Source organism: Streptomyces laculatispora (assembly GCF_017353455.1).
In the GTDB taxonomy this organism is placed as follows: domain Bacteria; phylum Actinomycetota; class Actinomycetes; order Streptomycetales; family Streptomycetaceae; genus Streptomyces; species Streptomyces laculatispora.
Map to the genome: position 1 here is coordinate 1 of NZ_JAFMPZ010000066.1, position 20442 is coordinate 20442.

Below are 20442 nucleotides of genomic sequence, written 5' to 3' on the forward strand. Positions count from 1 at the left end.
GTACCGGCCCGTCGCGCGGAGCCGTGCGCGGTGCCCCACGTACCATGCGGAAGCGTGAAGCTGACAATTCTGGGTGGCGGCGGGTTCCGGGTTCCTCTGGTGTACGGGGCGCTGCTCGCCGACCACGCCGAGGGGCGGGTCTCCGCGGTCACCCTCTACGACACCGACGCCGACCGGCTCACCGCTGTCGCCCGGGTGCTCACCGAGCAGGCCGAGGGCATCGCGGACGCGCCGGCCGTCGTCGCCACCAACGAGCTCGACGAGGCGTTGCGCGGCGCCGACTTCGTCTTCTCGGCGATCCGGGTCGGCGGGCTCGCGGGCCGGGCCGCCGACGAACGGGTGGCCCTCGACGAAGGCGTGCTCGGCCAGGAGACCGTCGGCGCGGGCGGAATCGCCTACGGTCTGCGCACCGTGCCGGTCGCGGTCGACCTGGCCCGGCGCATCGCCCGGCTTGCCCCGCACGCCTGGGTCATCAACTTCACCAACCCCGCCGGCCTGGTCACCGAGGCCATGTCCCGGCACCTCGGCGACCGCGTCATCGGCATCTGCGACTCGCCGGTCGGCCTCGGCCGCCGGATTGCCCGGGTGCTCGGCGCGGACCCCGACCGGGCCCGGGTCGACTACGTCGGCCTCAACCACCTCGGCTGGGTGCGCGGGCTGTACGTCGAGGGCCGGGACGAACTGCCGCGTCTGTTGGCCGACCCGGAGCTGCTCGGCTCGTTCGAGGAGGGCAGGCTCTTCGGCGCCGACTGGCTGCGGTCCCTGGGCGCGATTCCCAACGAGTACCTGCACTACTACTACTTCAACCGCGAGGCGGTCCGCGCCTACCAGGAGGCGGAGCAGACCCGGGGCGCCTTCCTCCGCGAACAGCAGGAGGGCTTCTACGGCCGGATGAAGAACCCGGACACTCCCGCGCTGGCCACCTGGGACCGCACCCGCGCGGAGCGCGAGGCGACCTACATGTCGGAGAACCGGGATGTCGCGGGGGCCGGCGAGCGCGACGAGAGCGATCTCGACTCCGGCGGCTACGAGCAGGTCGCGCTGGCCCTCATGCGGGCCGTCGCCCGGAACGAACGGACCTCCCTGATCCTCAACGTCCGCAACCGCACCACCCTTTCGGTGCTCGACGCGGACGCCGTCATCGAGGTGCCGTGCCTCGTGGACGCGAACGGCGCCCAACCGGTCGCCGTCGACCCGCTCCCGTATCACGCCGTCGGCCTGGTCACCTCGGTGAAGGCCGTCGAACGCGCGGTGCTGGACGCGGCGGCGAGCGGTTCGCGCGCCGACGCCGTCCGGGCGTTCGCCCTGCATCCACTGGTCGACTCGGTCTCGGTCGCCCGTCGCCTGGTCGACGGCTACACCGGGGTCCACCCGGGTCTTTCCTATCTGACGTAGCGCCGCTCACGGGAGATGCGTCCGGGCCGCCGCTGTGCGGCTGTTGTGCCGCTGCGGGGTGACCGCACGGTCCGGGACCCGTGCCGGGTCAGAGGCCCTCGGCGGCCAGGAGTTCGCTGCTGACCAGGAGATGGAGCTGCGCCGCCGGCCAGGCACCGGTCCGGGGGTCACCGCCCGGCGAGCCACCGGCCGACGGGGTGTCACCCCGCGCGGTGGGTGCGAGGCCGCCACCGTACTCCAGCGCGCGCATTACGGCCCGCAGCAGGGCCGACGCACGCGTCAGCCCGGTCCGCGACAGGGCGGTCGCCGCCTCGTCGATCCGGGTACGCGAAGCACCGGAGGCCTGCCGGAGACCGCTGTGGGCCAGCGCGGCCGGCGCCGATATCGCCTCGTCCAGCGCGGCCGTCAGCGGCTCGGGTGTCCGCCGCGCCGCGGCGGCCAGTGCGGTGGCACCGTCGCCCGGCGCCAGGCCGGGCACGGTCACCCCGTCCGCGGTGAGCACCGCGATCGGGTCGATCCGGATTCCGCCGCCCGCACGGACCACGGATCCGCTGACATGCGTGGCACCCCGCGCGAGCGCGTCGGCCGGCGCGTCCAGCGCACCCGGGCACTCAGGCCGGTACTCCGACGTCAGCACCGCGGGCGTCCCCGACGCATCCCGCACCATGACCTCCAGCCGTTGTTCGCCCGCGTCGTAGCCCACCTCTGCGACCTCGGACAGCGCGACCACCCCGACCGACTCCGCCTCGACGCGGGGCCGGATCAGCCGGGGCGGCCGCCCTTCCCCGGCCGCGGTGAGCGCGGACAGATCGCTGATGAGCAAGGGCGCGGGCAGCTCCCTCCAGGCGGCGCCGACCGGAGTGATGCCGGTGGTGCCGAGGCGGCCCCTGGTGATCGTCAGGGCGCGTCCGGCGGTGCGCCGGACGCTTTCGCTGACCAGGCTGCCGGTGGCCGGACTGCCGAGGGTGGTGGACAGCAGCCGACGCCCCGTCAGCCGGTGCCCGGTGAGCTCCTGGCCCTCGACGGCCGTCCACGGTTCCAGTAGGACCGACCACTGGCAACGCAGCGTGACCAGGGTGCGGGAACGAGTGAAAGGGCAGGTCAACCGCTGTGCGCAAGCTCCTCCCTGTGCACCGCGCGGGCGAACGGAACTCCGGTGACCAGGCGTTCCACCTCGTCGGCCGCCGCACTGCCCAGCCGCTGGAGCTCGTTGCCGAGCGAGCCCGCCAGATGCGGCGTCAGGAAGGCGCCCGGCAGATCCAGCAGAGGAGAATCCGGAGGCAACGGCTCCGGATCGGTGACATCGAGTACGGCGGTGATCCGGCCGCTCGCCACCTCGTCCGTCAGCGCCGCCGTGTCGATCAGTGCCCCGCGCGCGGTGTTGATGAGCACCGCCCCGTCGGGCAGCAGCCCGAGCCGTGCACGGTCCAGCATCCGGTAGGTCTCGGGGATGGCCGGGGCGTGCAGGCTGACCACGTCGCATCCGGAGAGGAGTTCGTCGAGACCGGCCGGTCGCACCCCCAGGGACCGCGCCGACGCCTCGTCGACGTAGGGATCGCTGAGCCACACCTCCAGGTCGAACGGCCGCAGGAGTTCGATGACCCGCCGGCCGATCCGTGAGGCCCCGATGATGCCGACCCGGCGCCGGAAGTTGCCGATCCCGTTGCCGAGGTCGTACGGCGAGGTCGCACCGCGCTCCGCGCGCAGCCGTTCCCGGGCGGCGAACACTCCTTTCCCGGCGAACAGGACGGCCGCCAGGGTGAACTCGGCGACCGGCACCCCATTGGTGTCCGCGCCGGAGGAGACCGCGATGCCCCGCTCCCAGCAGGCCTCCGTCACCAGCGACTTGACGGTTCCCGCCGAGTGGACGACGGCGCGCAGCCTCGGTGCGGCGGCCAGCACCGACGCGTCGACGGGTGGGCAGCCCCAGCCGGTGATCAGCACCTCGGCGCGGGCGAGCGCCTCCCGTACCGCCGGATCGTCGAACCGTTCCGCGACCAGGGGCGGATCGACATCGATGTCGACGAGTCCGGCCAGCCGCGCCAGCACGTCGGGAGGGAAGACCTCCGGCACATGGCGGCGGTGGAGGGCGAGAAGCGCCGGGGGACGGGCGTGCGCCACGGGAGTGCTCCGATCGGCAGAAGGCCGGTTGATCACCGGGAAGTGAAGCAACTATTTCGAAAATCTTCGAAAATTCAACCCGGTCCGGCGAGTTGTCCGGGCGTGGGCCCTTCAGCGGCGGGTGTGCCGCTGCCCGCCGCAGCCGACGGCGGGCTGGTGCTCTCGCGCACGACCAGTTCCGTGGCGACCTCGACCCTGGTGGTCTCCGGCTGCTCCCCGGCGATCAGCTGCAGCACCATCCGGGCGGCCAGCGCGGTCATCTCGGCGAGCGGGGTGCGGACGGTCGTCAGCCGCGGGGTCACCCAGTCCGCGAACGGCAGGTCGTCGAAGCCGACCACGCTCAGATCCTCCGGCACGCGCAGCCCGAGCGAGGCCGCGGCCCGGTAGGTCCCCAGTGCCTGGTGGTCGCTCCCGGCGAAGATCGCGGTCGGCCGGTCCGGGAGCCGCAGCAGGTCCAGGGCGTGCTGGTGGGCCAGGCCGTGGGTGAAGTCGCCGTAGCGCACCAGCTCCTCGTCGAAGGGCAGCCCGGCCTCCTCCAGGGCCGACCGGTAGCCGCCCACCCGGGCTCGCGAGGTCAGCCGGCGGGCCGGGCCGCTGATGATCGCGACGCGCCGGTGGCCCAGCTCGATCAGGTGGCGGGTGGCGGCGAAGCCGCCGGGCCAGTTGGTGGCGCCCACCCATGGCACCCCCGGGGCCGGCTCCTCGATCGGGGCGACCAGGGCGAACGGGAGGGCCAGTCGGCGCAGTTCCTCGTGCTGCTCGCCGGTCAGCTCGGGCACCACCAGGATCGCGCCCCGGGTCGGACGGGTGGCCAGCGAGTCCAGCCACTGCCGGGCCAGTTTCGTGCGGCCGTGCGTCGCCGACACCACCATGCCCATGCCGACGCCGTGCAGCGCCTCCTCGGCGCCCCGGATCAGCTCGACCGCCCAGGGGCTGTCCAGTTCGTTGATCACGAACTCGATCAGCCCGCCCCGGAGTTGGGAGGTCGGCGGGCTGTTCCGGGCCAGGTAGCCGTACTGCTCGAGGAGTCGCTGCACCTTGGCCCGGGTCTTCGATGACACATCGGATCTGTCATGCAGAACTTTGGACACGGTCGAGACCGAGACTCCGGCCTCTCCGGCAATTTCTGCCAAAGTGCTCCGCGTTGATTCGTCCCCAGCCGTTGACGTCATCCGATGTTTCTCCTACGTTTCGATCGATCCGTTGTTGCGAAAACTATCGCAACTTCATTTTCAGGCACAGAGGTGGTCTTCGATGAACCGATGGGGTACCGGCGCAAAGACGCGTGCGGCGCTTTCGGTGTGCGGCGCGCTGCTGCTCACCGCCTGCGGCTCGGGCAGCGGCGGCTCGGGCGGAGACAGCGACGAGCTGCTCGTCTGGGTCGACAACACCCGCACCGCCGCTGCCAAGGAGTATGCCAAGGCGCACCCGGACCAGAGGATCCGCGTGGTCACGATCCCGCCGGACGCGGGATACGTCCCCACCAAGATCTCCCTCGCCAACCGCACCAAGCGCGGCTGGCCGGACGTGGTCTTCCTGGCCAATCCCTCCGAGACCGCCACACTGGCCGCCGAGCCCTTCGACTACGCGGCCCCGCTCGACGCCGCCGTCCCGAAGAAGACCCTGGACGGCTTCGCCCCCGGCGCACTCGACACCTGCACCTTCGACGGCAAGACGTACTGCCTGCGCAACGACATCGCGCCCGCCATCCTCTGGTACGACTCCGAGCTGATGAAGAAGTACGGCTACCAGGTGCCCACCACCTGGGAGGAGTACCAGAAGGTCGGTCTGAAGGCGGCCGCCCAGCACCCCGGCACCATCGTGGGCTCCGTCGCCGGCAAGTACGGTGCCGGTCTCTACTTCGGCTCCAGCGGCTGCCCCACCCGCGACACCCTCAGCCTCACCAAGGTGCGCATCGACACCGGGGACGACACCTGCACCCGGGTCGCCGACGTTCTGCAGCCGCTCACCGAGAAGAAGGCCGTCACCAATGTGGTGCCGACCGAACCGGCCTTCGCCAAGCTCGGCGCCGACGACAAGATCCTGATGCTGCCCGGCCCGGCCTGGTTCGGCGACTTCATGTTCGAACCGTCCTTCAAGGTGCCCGAAGGCCGGATCGCGGCCGCGCGGATGCCCCTCTGGAAGGGCGAGTCCAAGTCCGCCGCGGGCCAGGTGGGCGGCGGCGCGTACGTCGTGTCGAAGCACGCGGGCAAGCGGGCGAAGGCGGCCACCGACCTGGTGACCTGGCTGACCACCGACGTCCCCCTGCAGGCCAAGCAGCCCACGTACCCCGCCTTCACCGCCGCCGCCACCGAATGGGGCAAGGCGAAGGCGAAGGACACCTACTACGCGGCCAACCCCGTGCCGGTCCTCACGGAGGCGGCAGCCAACCTGCGTCCCGGCTTCGGCGCCGTCCGCTACGAGGCCGAGTGGCAGAGCAGCTTCAACGACACCCTCGGCGCCGCGGCAGGAGACGGGAAGTCGCTCAAGGACTCCCTCGGCAGCTGGCAGAAGCGGCTGGAGCAGGCCGCGAAGACCAGCAACTACACCGTCGAATGAGCCGCCCCATGACCCTCACCGCCAGGCGGCCGGCAGCCGCCGCCACCACCACCACGCCCGCCCCGCAGCGGCGAAGCCCCATGAAGCGGGCCCGGTCGCTGGCGGCCTGGGGTCTGATCTGCCCCTACACGCTCTTCCTCGTCCTCTTCGGCGTCGCCCCGGCCGGCTACGCGCTCTGGACGTCCTTCACCCACGACGGCTCATTCGCCGGCATCCGCAACTGGACCGGGGTCTTCGAGGACTACCGGCTCGCCGACTCCGCGGCGCACGTCGGGATGTACCTCCTGCTGTGGCTGCCGATCCTCGTCCTGCTGGTGCTGTCGCTCGCGCTGACCCTGCATGTGAAGCCGGGCCGGTTCTCCTCCACGATGCAGTTCGTCTACTACCTGCCGGGCGCCGTCACCGGCTCCGCCGCCGCGCTGCTGTGGCTGTTCATGGTCAGCCCCGACGCCAGCCCGTTCAGCCCGGTTCTCGACCTGTTCGACATCAGCAGCGCCACCGACGCCCTCTCCGGCCGGAGCCTGATCTCCGTCCTCACGGTGATGGGCGTCGCCGTCCACGCGGGCGGCTGGATCATCGTCCTGTACGGGGCGCTGAACGCCCTGCCCAAGGACGTCATGGAGGCGGCCCAGGTCGACGGCGCCTCCACCTGGCGGACCACCTGGCACATCAAGCTGCCCATGGTCCGCAGCTACGTCGCCTTCGTCCTCATCTCCAGCTTCGCCGCCGGCAGTCAGGTCTTCGTCGAACCGACCGTGCTGACCACCGGCGCCCCCGGACAGATCAGCCCCACCTGGTCGGTCAACCAGCTCGCGTACAACTACGCGACCCAGGAAGGGGACTTCGGCAAGGCCGCCGCCCTCTCCCTGGCCATGCTCGCGGTCGGTCTGCTGGCCGCCTGGATCGTCATCAGCCGCACCCGCATGTACGAAACGGACCACCGGTGATCACACGTGAGAGGCGTCCGAGCCCGATGAACGCCGTATCCCGCTCCGCACGGCTGCTGTTCCTCCTCGGCGCCGCCGTCTTCTTCGGACTCCCGCTGCTGTGGCTGGTCCTCGCTCCGACCCGTACCGCCGACGACCTCACCACCGGGTCCTCGCTCGGCTTCGGCTCACTGGGCAACGTGGGCAGTGCCTGGGACCACCTGATGAGCTACAACGACGGCCAGATCACGCTGTGGATCGGCAACTCGGTCTTCTACACCGCGGCCAGCGTCGCGCTGTCCCTGGTGCTCTGCGTACCGGCCGGATACGTCCTGGCCAAACACGTCTTCGGCGGGCGCAAGCTGCTGCTGACGCTCTCCATCGTCTGCATGATCCTGCCGCCGGCCGCCCTCGTCCTCCCGCTCTACCTGGAGATGAACGCCTTCGGCCTCACCGGCACCCCCGCCTCGGTGATCCTGCCGCTCTCCTTCTACCCGTTCGGCGTCTACCTCGCCTATCTGCACTTCGCCGCCAACCTCCCGGACAGCCTGCTGGACGCCGGCCGGGTCGACGGGGCGGGAGAGCTGCGGCTGTTCTGGTCGATCGGCATCCCGCTCGCCAAGCCGGCCATCGGGCTGATCGCCTTCTTCTCCTTCACCCGGACCTGGACCGACTTCTTCCTGCCGTTCGTGATGCTCGCCGACGACCGGACCTTCACCCTTCAGCTCGGCCTGATGTCGCTGCTCCAGTCGACCGGCGCGGTCAACGCCTCCAGCGGATTCAGCGACCTCGACATCCACCAGCCGGAAGCGGCCCTGGCCGGACTCGTCGCCTGCGTACCCACGCTCGTCGCCTTCCTGTTCGCCCAGCGCTTCCTGCGCACGGGACTGCTCGCCGGCGCGGAGAAGGGCTGAGGCGGATGACCGATGACAGCCGTGCGGAGCTCCAGGAGTACGTGCGTACCCTCGCCGAACCCCTCCTCCCGCACTTCAGCCCCGGCCGTGCCCGGCTCCGCCTGGGCGTCAACACCGCCATCCACGACGACCCGGCCGCCGAGCTGGAGGCGTTCGCCCGCCCGCTGTGGGGCCTCGCCCCGCTCGCCGCGGGCGGCGGGCACTTCGCGCACTGGGAGTACTGGGTACGCGGACTGGCGGCCGGCACCGACCCCGGCCACCCCGAGTACTGGGGCCCGCCCGGACCGCACAACCAGCGGATCGTGGAGATGGCCGCCATCGGATTCGCCCTCGCGCTCGCCCCCGACCGGCTCTGGGAACCCCTGACCGAACCGGAGCGCGCGCGGGTGGCCCACTGGCTCACCACCGGCATGTCCTGCCCGGTCACCGACAACAACTGGCTCTTCTTCCCCGTCCTGATCGGCCTCGGGCTCGACCGCGTCGGCGTCCCGTACGACCGCGAGCGGGTCAGCACCTGCCTGGACCGGCTGGAGACCTTCGCCTGCGGCGACGGCTGGTACTCCGACGGCCCCACCGAACGCCGCGACTACTACGTGCCGTGGGCGATGCACTTCTACGGACTGCTCTACGCGGCCCTCGCCGGACACCGCGACCCCGAACGGGCCGTGCGCTTCCGGATGCGGGCGGCCCTGTTCGCCCAGGACTTCCAGCACTGGTTCGCCGACGACGGCGCCGCCGTCCCCTACGGCCGCTCCCTCACCTACCGCTTCGCGCACGCCGCGTTCTGGTCCGCCCTCCCGTACGCCGGCGTCGAGGCCCTGCCCTGGGGAGTGGTCAAGGGACATCTGATGCGTCATCTGCGCTGGTGGCAGCAGCGCCCCGACGCCGCGCCCGGCGGACTCCTCTCCATCGGCTACGCCTATCCGCAGCCCGCGCTCGCCGAGCAGTACAACGCCCCCGGCTCCCCGTACTGGGCGATGAAGACGTTCCTGCCGCTCGCGCTGCCCGCCGGCCACCGGTTCTGGACCGCCGCCGAACGCAGCGCCCCCGCCCTGCCCGCCGTCTCGCCCCAGCCGCACGCGGGCGCCGTCCTGATGCGCTCCGGCGGTGACGTCACCCTGCTCGCCGGCCGCCAGCACCACTCCTGGGTCCGCCACGGGGCCGAGAAGTACGCCAAGTTCGCGTACTCCTCACGGTTCGGCTTCAGCCTGCCCGCCGGACCGGTCGGACTGGAGCAGGGGGCGTACGACTCGATGCTGGCCCTCAGCGACGACGGCGGCGTTCACTACCGGGTGCGCGAGGAGCCGGGCGCCCACCAGGTCACCGACGACACCGTGCGCTCCACCTGGCACCCGTGGCCCGACGTCGAGGTCACCACCTGGCTCACCGCCGCCCCGCCCTGGCAGTCGCGCGTCCACCGCGTCCGCACCGCCCGCCCGCTGCACACCGCGGAGGGCGCCTTCGCCGTCGACCGCGACTCCGCGCCCCCGCCGGGACCCACCCGCCAGACGGGCCCCGGCCGCGCCCGCGCCACCGGCTCCGCCGGACTCACCGGCCTGATCGACACCGACGGCCGCCGCACCGGGCAGATCGTCGACTGCCTGCCCGGCACCAATGTGATCGCCCGCCGCACCATGCTGCCCATGCTCACCGGCGAACTCCCGCCCGGCGAGCACTGGCTGAGGTGCGCGGTCCTCGGCGCCGAGCCCGGACCGGACGGCGAGACCGCATGGAACCGCCCACCCGCACCACCGAACACCGGAGGCAGTACATGAGACCGGTTCTCAGTCCGACATCCCTGGTGGCCGCCGCGGCTGCCGCACTGATCGCACTGCCCCTGGCCCTGGCACCGGCGGCCACCGCCGCCACCCACGGCAGGACGTACGAGGTCGCGACCTGGGGATCCGACCGGTCCGCAGGCAGTGCGCGGCACCCGCTGCGCACGATCTCGCGCTGCGCCGAACTCGTACGCCCCGGCGACAGCTGCCTGATCCACCGGGGCACCTACCGCGAGCAGGTCACCCCGCCGGCCGGCCGCAAGGACGCGCCGGTCACCTTCGCCGCGTACGGCGACGGCACGGTGACCGTCGACGGCACGGACACGGTCTCCGGCTGGCAGGACGCGGGCGACGGCCTCGTCTCGACGAGGACCGATCTGCCGCTCGACACGAGCGAGAACGCCCTCTTCCTCGACGGCGACCGCGCCATGGAGGGCCGCTGGCCCAACTCCGGCACCGACCCGCTCAATCCGACCTGGGCCGTCGCCGAGAAGACCTCCACCGACCAGCACATCGACGACCCGGCCCTGCCCGCCGGGGACTTCACCGGAGCCACCGTCCATCTGTGGGCCGGCTCCAACCCCTGGAGCCAGCAGACCGGAACGGTCACCTCCACCGCCACGGGCGCCCTCGACTTCAAGGGCGGCAACTACCGCTGCGACCCGCTCTGCATGGGCGACAAGAACTACCGCAACTACTATCTGGTGGGAGCCAGGGCAGCCCTCGACCAGCCCGGCGAGTGGTACTACGACAAGGCCGCGAAGACCCTGTACCTCGTGCCGCCCAAGGGTGGTATGCGGGGCCACACCGTCACCGCCAAGCAACGCTCCTGGGGCATCGACCTCAGTGGCAGCTCCTACGTCACCGTGCGCGGCCTCGACCTGTGGGGCACCTCGCTGCGCACCGGCAAGAACAGCACCGGCGTCCTCGTCGAGGACCTGAACGCCCGTTACGTCTCCGAGTACTCGACGCTCCCGATGCCCGCCGACGACGAACTCGCCATCGAACCGGGCGAGGGCCACATCGTCGTCTCCCGGATCCTGGACTCCGGCATCCAGATCCTCGGTACCGGAAACACCCTGCGTGACAGCGAGATCGGCTACTCCGCCGGCACCGGCGTCCTGGTGCGCGGCAGCGGCAACACGGTCACCAACACCTATATCCACGACATCGGCTGGATGGGCAGCTACACCCCCGGCATCGAGATCAACGGCAGCGACCACACAGTCACCCACAACACCGTCCGCCGCACCGGGCGGGGCAGCATCGACGTGTCGTGGCAGCTCAACGGGGTGCCGTTCCACAACAACGAGATCGCCTACAACGACCTCTCCGAGGCGATGCGGACCTCCCGCGACGGCAGCCCGTTCTACGTCTGCTGCAACCTGGACGCGACCGGCACCAGTGTGGACCACAACACCGTCCATGACGACGACGGCCAGGTCGGCTACTACATCGACAACTCCTCCGGGAACTTCCTGCTCCACCACAACGTCGCGTACAACACCGGCACCCGGGGCACCTTCTTCAACGGCCACAGCGGCGTCAGCCTCGGCAACCGCGACCACCACTCCTCGTACGGCCAGGGCATCACCGGCGCCTCGGTCCGCCTCTCGGGTGCCACCGACGCCACCGGGACGTACGTCAGCAACATCGTCGGGATGACCAAGACGGAGATCTCCGGCCCCGGGAACCCGGGACCCGTCGTGCGCAGCAACCTGCTCCCGCCCACCGACCCCGGCTACACCGACACCCGCAACGGCGAACTGTGGCTGCGCGCCGGCTCGCCCGCCATCGACGCGGGGGAGACCGTCGACGGGGTGACCACCGAGGTGCGGGGCGCGGGCCCCGACCAGGGCGCCTACGAGTACGGTGACGCGATCTGGTCGGCGGGCTGCGACCTGCCCGGCTGCCAGACCCGGGTCCGCAACGACGGCTGGACCGCCACCGGGTCCGACGGCTCGGACGCCTCCGCGGCCGTGGACGGCATCCAGACCACCCAGTGGAAGTCCGCCGGACTCCAGGCCCCGGGCCAGTCGCTCACCGTCGACCTGAGCGCACCGAAGACCGTCGGCCGGCTGGCCCTCGACGCGGGTCTCGACGCCACCGGGCACCCGTCCGGGTTCACCGTCGCGACCAGCCGTGACGGCAAGCGGTGGGACAAGCCGGTCGCCGAGGTGAGCGGCCGTTCCTTCACCCAGGAGGCAGTCTTCGCGCCCGCCACCGTCCGCTATCTGCGGATCACCCTCACCGCACCGGGCGACACCGAATGGGGTGTGAACGAGATCCGTCTCTACGCGGACGGGCCGGACGCCGCCGGGACGCTCCAGGCCGAACTGGCCACCGATGTCCTGGGCACCACCCGGGGCGACGCCGCCACCGGGCTGCTGGGCTCAGGTGACCGCTTCGGCTTCCGCAGGGTCCAGTTCGGTGCGGGCGCGGACCGGATGACCGTCCGCGTCGCGGCGCCGGGCCGGGGCGTGACCGGTGTGCTCCAGGTGCGGCTGGACAGCCCGAAGGGCCGGATCGTGGGTGTGCTGCCGGTGAGGGCGACCGGCGGCGCCGACACCTGGCAGGAGCAGTCGGCGAAGCTGCCGCACACCGTCACCGGTTCGCACGACGTGTACGTCGTCGCCGCAGGCGGCGCGAAGACCGCGGCCGTCGACTGGCTGACGTTTGGCAGGTGAGTACGCGGGTGGGGGCCGGGACATCGTCCGATGTCCCGGCCCCCACCCGCACGTCCGTACCCCGGTCAGGGGGCGGAGGGGACACGCGGGCCACCGGTGGAAGCCCAGGAGGGCGTCACGCCGGTCACCTGGCAGACCATCAGGTAGAGCGGGATGGGCGGCGTGTACGGCGTACGGCTGTCGGGCTGGTGGATCAGCCGGGGCCGGACCGCGGGGACGCAGGCCCCTCGTGCGTAGGCGGCCTGCGCGGGCCAGTCCAGATCGAGGTCGGAGCCCGACGGGACGATCCACCACCAGCGCTCCCCGTCGTCGAAGACGCAGCCGGTGCGCGGCAGATGAGACATCAGCCGGAAGCCGTACCGCGCCGGCACCCCCACCGCGTCGCAGCCCAGGGTCGCCGAAAGGGCAGAGGGAAGCGGCAGTTGCACGCGGCCGCCGCCGGGGCGGCCCAGCTCACGGGGGCGGCGGGTTCCGAGGAGATGGGACATGGCGTTCTTCAGCATGAGTGCTCCGAGCCGTGCGGCAGTTCTGCCCAGACGATGCGGCCCGAGCCGCCCCCGGCGTCGCGGGACCCCCAGGAGCTGCACATCGCGTCGACGAGCAGCAGGCCGCGTCCGTGCTCGTCATCGGCGCCGCGGCCCAGCCGCGGCCCGCCGGGCTGGTGTCCTTGGTCCTGTACGGCTATGCGCAGCCGCCGGTCGAGGCAGCGCAGCTCGCACACGACGCGAGAGCTGGCGGTGTGCACCACCGCGTTGGTGACCAGTTCGGACACGATGAGGATCGCCGCGTCGTGTGCGTCGCCGTCCAGCCGCCACTCGTCCAGCCGGGCCCGGGTCAGCTGCCGGGCACCGGCCACCGACTCCGGGCGCGCGGGCAGCGCGAAGCAGTACCGGAGCGCTTCCGTCCCGGGGCAGAGGTCCATGAGCCGGGGGATGAGCGCACTGCCAGGTGCCACGACCGAATCCTCACAGTGGGGGCTGCGTCACGCATCGCGATCCTCTGTCAAAGGGGGCGATGGTGACTAGTGAACTGGTTCACTCGCCAACTCTCCCCCTGTCGTGAACACTTGGCAAGGGGCACTCTGAAATTTCCAGAGTGGCTGTGTCTTTGATGGCACGCGCATGGCACACTGCTGGCAAACAGCGCATGGGGAGGTCTGAAGTGAGTGAACCGCGGTCCGCCCCGACCGTGGGTCAGGTCGTTCTCGGCAAGCGCCTGCAGGATCTGCGGGAACGGGTCGGCCTGAGCCGGGACCAGGCTGCCAAGGTGCTGCGCGTCGCGCCCGCGACGATACGCAGGCTGGAGACCGCCGAGGTCGCTCTCAAGATCGCCTATGTGCAACTCCTCCTGAAGGCCTACGGGATCTCCGAGGAGGAGGCCGACGCCTTCGTCGTCCTCGCCGAGGAGGCCAACAAGCCGGGCTGGTGGCAGCGGTTCCACGACGTGCTGCCCGACTGGTTCAGCATGTACGTCAGCCTGGAGGGCGCCGCGAGCCTGCTGCGCATGTACGAGCCGCACTTCGTCCCCGGACTGCTGCAGACCGAGGACTACGCGCGCTCGGTGATGCGTACCGGAGCGGTCGGCCAGACCAGGCCGGAGGACATCGAGCGCCATGTGGCACTGCGGATGCAGCGCCAGTCCCTGCTCACCCGGCCGGACGCCCCGCGGCTGTGGGTCGTGATGGACGAGACGGTGCTGCGCCGCCCGGTGGGCAGCCCGCAGGCCATGCGCGCCCAGATCGACCAGTTGCTCGAAGCGACCACGATGCCCCATGTGACCCTCCAGATCGCGGAGTTCTCGACCGGCCATCACCCGGGCACCTACGGGCCGTTCGTACTCTTCCGGTTCGGCGTCCCCGAGCTCCCCGACATGGTCTACAGCGAGTACCTGACCGGGGCCGTCTACTTCGACGCGCGCCCCGAGGTGGCCTCCTACCTCGAGGTCATGGACCGCATGGCGGCCCAGGCCGCGACTGCACAACGCACGAAGGAAATCCTCCGGGACTTCCGCAAGGAGCTGTGATGACACCCATATACAACGGCATGCCGGCCGCCGAACTCGGCTCCGAGGGCTGGTACAAGCCGTGGAGCGGCGGCAACGGCGGCAATTGTGTGGAGGCCATGAAGCTGTCCGACGGAAGAATCGCCATGCGCCAGTCCGCGGACCCGGACGGCCCCGCCCTGATCTACAGCCACCGCGAGATCGCCGCCTTCATCCAGGGAGCCAAAGCCGGTCAGGCGGACTTCCTGCTGACCTGACCTGACCTGACCTGACCTGACCTGACCTGACCCGGGGGCGGCCCGGGGCCCGGCCCGCCGCTCACCCTCTTCGTTCTTCCTGCCGCCGTCCCACGGACCCAAGGAGCGCGCCATGACCGGACACGAGCCCCCCGCCCTCGAGATCGACACCAGCAAGCCGCACCCCGCGCGGATGTACGACTGGTTCCTCGGCGGCAAGGACAACTACCCGGTCGACGAGCAGATGGCCCGGCAACTGCTGGCCCTGGACTCCCGGGGCCGCGACATGGCACGGGTCAACCGGGCGTTCATGCACCGCGCCACCCGGTGGCTCGTGGAGAACGGCATCCGGCAGTTCCTCGACATCGGCACCGGCATACCCACCGAGCCCAACCTCCACCAGATCGCCCAGCAGACCGCGCCGGACGCCCGGGTCGTCTACTGCGACAACGACCCCATCGTTCTCGCGCACGCGGCGGCACTGCTGCGCTCCACCCCGGAAGGCGCCACCGAGTACATCCAGGCCGACGCCCGCAGGCCCGAGGCCATCCTGGAGGCGGCCGGCCGGGTCCTCGACTTCGACAGGCCGATCGCCCTCTCGCTGCTGGCCCTGCTGCACTTCCTGGACGACGAGGACGGCGCCGCCGAGCTGGTGGACCGCCTGGTCGACCAGCTCGCGCCCGGCAGTTACCTGATCCTCTCGCACACCACGGGCGACTTCGACCCGGACGGCGCGGCCCAGGCGGCCGCCCTGTACAAGGCCCGCGGCATGACCCTGCGCCTGCGCACCCACGCCGAACTCACCGTCTTCTTCCACGGCCTCGACCTCATCGCCCCCGGGGTCTCCCTCGCCGCCGACTGGCATCCGGAGCTCGGCGAGGTGGTCGATGTCCCGGGCGACGAGCCGATCCCGGGGTACGCGGGCGTGGCCCGCAAGCCCTGAGGGCGGCCCGCCGGGACGGCAATGCGCCGCCGCAGGCCACAATGGACCCATGTCCCGACGCACCTCACGCCCCCGGCGCCCGTCCGCCGCGAGCGCCCGCACCGCTTCCGCGGCCGAGATCACCGCAGCATCGCCCTGTCCGTGCGGGCTGCCCGCCGAGTACGGCGCGTGCTGCGGAAATCTGCGCGCCGGGGCCGCCGCGCCGACCTGTGAGGCGCTGATGCGCTCGCGGTACGCCGCCTTCGCCGTCCGGGACGCCGCGTATCTGCTGCGCACCTGGCACCCCGGCACCCGGCCCGCCGTCCTCGACCTCGATCCGGGGGTGCGCTGGGAGCGTCTGGAGATCCTGGGGACGACCGAGGGCAGCGCCTTCCACACCACGGGCACCGTCACCTTCCGGGCCCACTTCAAGGACAACGGCCGCGCCGACTCGCTCCACGAGAAGAGCCGCTTCGTCCGGCACGAGGGCGCCTGGGTCTACGAGTCGGCGGTCTTCGCCGACTGACCGCCCGGCTCAGACCGGCGCGCCGGCCGGGGCCGCCGGGGACAGCTCCTGCGCGAGGTCCTCCGCCAGCAGCCGCTTGGCGATGACGTCGACCGCGGCGCGCAGGCGCGCGTCGTCCGGGCGCTCGCCGTCCTGGCCCAGCTGTTCGTTGAGCCACGTCGCCCAGGCGTTCGTGATGGTCGCTGCCTCCCTGCTCCCGGCCTCGGTGTGCGCGAACAGGTGACCGTCCCCGGTGAGATAGCCCTCCTCGATCATCCGGTCGAAGGCGGGCACCAGTACCTCCGGCGGAATCCGGTGCCGGGCGGCGATCAGCCGGAGCCCCGCGTGGCCGACCATCCGGGTGAACAGCTCGACCTGCATCACCGCCCAGGCCCCCGCCATATCGAGCCGGGTGTCCGATTCGGCGATGATCCGCCGGGCCGTGTCCGGGTCGACCCGGCGCAGGACCTTGGCCACCGAGAACTCGAGCAGCCGGGCCGAGTCCCCGGCGCTCGGTGAGGCGAAGCCCTCGCCCATGTCGGTCGAGCCGGCCCGCACCGTGTCGCGCAGCTTCACCTCCTTCAGGAACAGCGCCACGACGAATCCGACCAGCGCGACCGGCACGGTCCACAGGAACACCGTGTGCAGGGTGTCGGCGTACGCCTGGGCCAGCGGCGCCGACTGCGCGCCGGGCAGCGAGTGCAGGCCCTCCGGGCTCTGCGACGCCTTCGCCAGCACCGCCGGGTTCCCGCCCGCCCGCGTCGCCGCCGCGATGCCGTCCTTGAGATTGGGGCCGAGAGCGTTGGCGTAGATGGTCCCGAACACCGCGGTGCCGAACGCGCTGCCGAGCGTCCGGAAGAACGTCACGCCCGAGGTCGCCGTGCCCAGGTCCGCGTAGTCGACGGTGTTCTGCACGGCGATCGTCAGCACCTGCATGGACAGGCCGATGCCGAGCCCGAGCACCAGCATGTACAGCGACTCCAGCCACACCCCGCTGTGCGGGCCCATCCGGGAGAGCAGGTACAGACCGACCGCCATGACCAGCGAGCCCACGATGGGGAAGATCCGGTAGCGGCCGGTCTTGCTGACCACATTGCCGCTGAAGATCGACGCGACCAGCAGGCCGAGGACCATCGGCAGCGTCCGGACGCCCGAAAGGGTCGCCGAGTTCCCGTCCACGTACTGCAGATACGTCGGCAGGAAGATCATCGCGCCGAGCATCGCGAATCCCACGATGAAGCTGAGGATCGAGCAGACCGTGAAGACCGGGTTCCCGAACAGCCGCATCGGCAGCATCGGTTCCTTCGCCCGGAACTCGACGAAGCAGAACATCGCGAGCGCGGCCAGCCCGAGGGCGAACAGGCCGATGATGACGGGCGATCCCCAGGCGTACTGGTTGCCGCCCCAGCTCGTCGCCAGGATCAGCGAGCTCGCCCCGACCGTGACCATCGCGATGCCCAGGTAGTCGATGACCGGGCGTCCCACTGCCTTGACGGACGGAATGGTGCGGGCCGCGGCGATGACCACCACGATCGCGATCGGCACATTGACGTAGAACGCCCAGCGCCAGGTCAGATGGTCGGTGAAGAGTCCGCCCAGCAAGGGGCCGATGACGGTGGAGATGCCGAACACCGCGCCGATCGCACCCTGGTACTTGCCGCGGTCGCGCAGCGGGATCACATCGGCGATCAGCGCCATCGAGGTGACCATCAGCCCGCCCGCGCCGATGCCCTGGAGACCGCGCCACACGATCAGCAGCGTCATGTTCGTCGCGAGGCCGCAGAGGAACGAACCGGTGATGAAGATGATCGCCGAGAGCTGGAAGACGATCTTCCGGCCGAACAGGTCGCCGAACTTCCCGACCAGGACCGTCGCCACCGTCTCCGCGAGCAGGTACGCCGTGACCACCCACGACATATGGGCGGCGCCCCCCAGGTCCGAGACGATCGTGGGCAGTGCCGTACCCACGATCGTCTGGTCCAGCGCGGCCAGCAGAATGCCCAGCACGATCGTGGCGAAGACGATGTTGCGGCGGCGCGGATCGAGCAGCGGCGGTGCGGCGGCACTCTGCCCGGCGGGGACGGTCTCGCTGGCAGTGGTCACGCTTGCACCCTCACACCGCGCCGTGCCACCCGCATGCGGTGGAGGGCCGGACGTGTCAGGCCGGCAGATCCCGCAGTGACGCCTTCATCCGGGTCACGAACGCCTCCCGCACCGGTTCTGCCACCCGGTCCAGCGAGAGGTACGGATTGAGGTCCTCCAGCTCGACGAGCAGCAGTTCGCCGTCAGCCGTCCGGCACGCGTCGACCCGCTGGATGCCGTGGTCGAGGGTGTTCCACTCCACGAAGGACCGGGCGAACTCCAGATCCGCCGCACTCGCCCCGTACGGCTCCAGCACCCACCGCCGCTCCGGGTGCGGCGCGTGCAGCGCGTACTGGAAGTCGTGGTCGACGAAGTAGAAGGACACCTCGTAGCGGAAGTCGATCCGCGGCTGGATCAGCTGGGTCCCGTCCGTCTCGCTGGACAGCTCGGCGGACAGCTCGGGGGTCCGCACGAAACGCAGCCCCACCGAGTCCGCGCCCAGCTTCGGCTTGATCACATAGCCGTCGGCCCGGGGCAGCAGCCCCAGGTCCGCCACCCGGTCCACGGTGGGGATCACCGGGTACCCGGCGCGGCTCAGGTCGACCAGGTACTGCTTGCCGGCCATGTCACCCCGGCCGGTCAGCGGGTTGTAGACCCGTGCGTCCAGTTCCCGGGCCCGTGCGCAGAAGGCGTCGTACGCCTCCTGGTAGTGCAGCACCGGGCCGCTGTTGCGTATGACGGCCATGTCGAAGCCGTCCAGCAGGGCGGCGGCGTCGCGCGGGTGGCAGAGTGCCGTGTCGAAGTCCTCGCGCAGCCGTGAGGTCAGGAAGATGTCCTCGGCGCAGTAGCGGCGCCCGCGGGCCTCGTAGGCGAGGTCGGTGACGAAGAGGACGGACGGGCGCGAGCCGGCGGCCATGGTGTTCCCCCAAGGGGTGTATGAGCGGACGGGTGGTCAATAACCTGGGCGGCGTTGCCCGTCAACGACCCTGGAGCGTCATGACGTCTGCCCCGCAAGAGTCGCTCGCCTCGCAAGAGCCGCCCGCGCCCGACATTCTCTCGTCCGCCTTCGCCGCAGATCCCTACGGGGCCTACCGGACCATGCGCGAGAGCGCCCCGTTGATCAGGCACGAGGCCACGAACAGCTACATCGTCTCCCGCTACGAGGACGTCGAACGGGTCTTCAAGGACAAGGCGGGGGAATTCACCACCGACAACTACGACTGGCAGATCGAACCCGTTCACGGCAGGACCATCCTCCAGCTCAGCGGCCGTGAGCACGCCGTGCGCCGGGCCCTGGTCGCCCCGGCCTTCCGGGGCACCGACCTCCAGGAGAAGTTCCTCCCGGTCATCGAGCGCAACTCCCGCGAGCTGGTCGACACCTTCCGGCACACCGGCACGGCCGATCTCGTCGACGCGTTCGCGACCCGCCTCCCCGTCCTGGTCATCGCGGACATGCTCGGCCTGGACAAGGCGGACCACGACCGTTTCCACGGCTGGTACACCACCGTCATCGCCTTCCTCGGCAACCTCGCGGGCGACCCGGAGGTGGCGGCGGCCGGCGAGCGGACCCGGCAGGAATTCGCCGCGTACATGATCCCGGTCATCCAGCAGCGCCGGGCCGCACCCGGCGACGATCTGCTCTCCGCCCTCTGCGCGGCCGAGGTCGACGGCGTACGGATGAGTGACGAGGACATCAAGGCCTTCTGCAGCCTGCTGCTGGCCGCGGGCGGCGAGACCACCGACAAGGCCATCGCCTCGATCTTCGCCAACCTGCTGACCCACCCCGAGCAGCTCGCGGCCGTACGGGAGGACCGCGGCCTCATCGACCGGGCCTTCGCCGAGACGCTGCGCTTCACCCCGCCGGTGCACATGATCATGCGCCAGACCGCCACCGAGGTGGAGCTCGGCGGCGGCCGGGTGCCCGCGGGGTCGACCGTCACCTGCCTGATCGGCTCGGCCAACCGGGACGCGTCCCGGTACCGCGATCCGGACCGGTTCGACATCTTCCGCACGGACCTGACGAGCACCACGGCGTTCTCCGCGGCGGCCGATCATCTGGCGTTCGCCCTGGGCAGGCACTTCTGTGTCGGCGCGCTGCTGGCCAGGGCCGAGGTGGAGACCGGGGTGAACCAGTTGCTGGACGCGATGCCCGACGTGCGGCTCGCGGACGGATTCACCCCGTCCGAGCAGGGCGTCTTCACCCGGGGGCCGCGGTCGCTGCCGGTGCGGTTCACCCCGGTCGCGGGCTGAACCGGGGCGGCGGCACGGATCGCCGGGCCGCCGCCCGACGGGGAGGCCGGCCGATACGGGTGCGGA

General features: G+C 71.1%; 18 protein-coding genes. 11 read left to right on the forward strand and 7 right to left on the reverse strand.

Annotated features, from left to right (window positions below; translation table 11 throughout):
* Window positions 1-54: 54 nt before the first annotated feature.
* A complete protein-coding gene (locus J1C73_RS03080; protein WP_207314968.1) occupies window positions 55-1395 on the forward strand; it encodes a 6-phospho-beta-glucosidase in 1341 nt (446 codons plus the stop codon).
* Window positions 1396-1483: 88 nt separating this feature from the next.
* On the opposite strand, the gene J1C73_RS03085 is transcribed toward J1C73_RS03080, so the two are convergent.
* The 3 genes from J1C73_RS03085 to J1C73_RS03095 form a co-directional block, all read right to left on the reverse strand.
* On the reverse strand, window positions 1484-2500 hold the full coding sequence (locus J1C73_RS03085; RefSeq protein WP_207314969.1) for a YehQ C-terminal OB-fold domain-containing protein: 1017 nt from the start codon (window positions 2498-2500) through the stop codon (window positions 1484-1486).
* Window positions 2497-3516, reverse strand: a complete 1020-nt coding sequence (locus J1C73_RS03090; protein WP_207314970.1) for a hydroxyacid dehydrogenase — start codon at window positions 3514-3516, stop codon at window positions 2497-2499. Before J1C73_RS03090 ends, J1C73_RS03085 begins: the two co-directional genes overlap by 4 nt.
* A gap of 74 nt (window positions 3517-3590) precedes the next feature.
* On the reverse strand, window positions 3591-4688 hold the full coding sequence (locus J1C73_RS03095; protein WP_207314971.1) for a LacI family DNA-binding transcriptional regulator: 1098 nt from the start codon (window positions 4686-4688) through the stop codon (window positions 3591-3593).
* An 82-nt stretch (window positions 4689-4770) separates the two neighbouring features.
* Between J1C73_RS03095 and J1C73_RS03100 the strand changes: the two genes are divergently transcribed.
* Genes J1C73_RS03100 through J1C73_RS03120 form a run of 5 tightly spaced genes read left to right on the forward strand, consistent with a single transcriptional unit; the run spans window position 4771 to window position 12380 of the window.
* Window positions 4771-6075, forward strand: coding sequence for an ABC transporter substrate-binding protein (locus tag J1C73_RS03100; RefSeq protein ID WP_207314972.1), 1305 nt, complete (start codon window positions 4771-4773; stop codon window positions 6073-6075).
* Between the two features lie 8 nt (window positions 6076-6083).
* Entirely contained in the window at window positions 6084-7022 is a 939-nt protein-coding gene (locus tag J1C73_RS03105; RefSeq protein WP_242643640.1) for a carbohydrate ABC transporter permease, read from the forward strand.
* Between the two features lie 26 nt (window positions 7023-7048).
* Window positions 7049-7915: a carbohydrate ABC transporter permease gene (locus J1C73_RS03110; protein ID WP_207314973.1), complete on the forward strand. Its 867-nt coding sequence runs from the start codon at window positions 7049-7051 to the stop codon at window positions 7913-7915.
* A gap of 5 nt (window positions 7916-7920) precedes the next feature.
* On the forward strand, window positions 7921-9690 hold the full coding sequence (locus J1C73_RS03115; RefSeq protein WP_207314974.1) for a DUF2264 domain-containing protein: 1770 nt from the start codon (window positions 7921-7923) through the stop codon (window positions 9688-9690).
* Window positions 9687-12380 (forward strand): carbohydrate-binding protein, encoded by a 2694-nt coding sequence (locus J1C73_RS03120; RefSeq protein WP_207314975.1) that lies wholly within the window; start codon window positions 9687-9689, stop codon window positions 12378-12380. Before J1C73_RS03115 ends, J1C73_RS03120 begins: the two co-directional genes overlap by 4 nt.
* 65 nt (window positions 12381-12445) lie before the next feature.
* On the opposite strand, the gene J1C73_RS03125 is transcribed toward J1C73_RS03120, so the two are convergent.
* Together J1C73_RS03125 and J1C73_RS03130 are read right to left on the reverse strand one after the other, a co-directional pair.
* Entirely contained in the window at window positions 12446-12883 is a 438-nt protein-coding gene (locus tag J1C73_RS03125; RefSeq protein ID WP_207314976.1) for a hypothetical protein, read from the reverse strand.
* Window positions 12877-13335, reverse strand: coding sequence for an ATP-binding protein (locus J1C73_RS03130; protein WP_207314977.1), 459 nt, complete (start codon window positions 13333-13335; stop codon window positions 12877-12879). Before J1C73_RS03130 ends, J1C73_RS03125 begins: the two co-directional genes overlap by 7 nt.
* 206 nt (window positions 13336-13541) lie before the next feature.
* Here J1C73_RS03130 and J1C73_RS03135 point away from each other — a divergent pair, with 206 nt between their 5' ends.
* The 4 genes from J1C73_RS03135 to J1C73_RS03150 all read left to right on the forward strand — a co-directional run bounded on the left by J1C73_RS03135 (window position 13542) and on the right by J1C73_RS03150 (window position 16065).
* Complete coding sequence (locus J1C73_RS03135; protein ID WP_207314978.1) at window positions 13542-14402, forward strand: Sco1979 family transcriptional regulator; 861 nt, start codon at window positions 13542-13544, stop codon at window positions 14400-14402.
* The gene (locus J1C73_RS03140) at window positions 14402-14638 is read left to right on the forward strand and encodes a DUF397 domain-containing protein (protein ID WP_123464329.1); all 237 of its coding nucleotides are present in this window, start codon (window positions 14402-14404) and stop codon (window positions 14636-14638) included. Before J1C73_RS03135 ends, J1C73_RS03140 begins: the two co-directional genes overlap by 1 nt.
* Before the next feature lie 112 nt (window positions 14639-14750).
* Window positions 14751-15560 (forward strand): SAM-dependent methyltransferase, encoded by an 810-nt coding sequence (locus J1C73_RS03145; RefSeq protein WP_207314979.1) that lies wholly within the window; start codon window positions 14751-14753, stop codon window positions 15558-15560.
* 49 nt (window positions 15561-15609) lie between these two features.
* Entirely contained in the window at window positions 15610-16065 is a 456-nt protein-coding gene (locus J1C73_RS03150; protein WP_207314980.1) for a YchJ family protein, read from the forward strand.
* Between the two features lie 9 nt (window positions 16066-16074).
* On the opposite strand, the gene J1C73_RS03155 is transcribed toward J1C73_RS03150, so the two are convergent.
* Window positions 16075-18147 carry an MDR family MFS transporter gene (locus J1C73_RS03155; RefSeq protein ID WP_207314981.1) on the reverse strand — a complete coding sequence of 691 codons (2073 nt, stop codon included), beginning with the start codon at window positions 18145-18147 and terminating at the stop codon, window positions 16075-16077.
* Between the two features lie 55 nt (window positions 18148-18202).
* Entirely contained in the window at window positions 18203-19042 is an 840-nt protein-coding gene (locus J1C73_RS03160) for a hypothetical protein (RefSeq protein WP_207314982.1), read from the reverse strand.
* Between the two features lie 80 nt (window positions 19043-19122).
* Here J1C73_RS03160 and J1C73_RS03165 point away from each other — a divergent pair, with 80 nt between their 5' ends.
* Window positions 19123-20376 (forward strand): cytochrome P450, encoded by a 1254-nt coding sequence (locus J1C73_RS03165; RefSeq protein WP_207314983.1) that lies wholly within the window; start codon window positions 19123-19125, stop codon window positions 20374-20376.
* Window positions 20377-20442 lie beyond the last annotated feature (66 nt).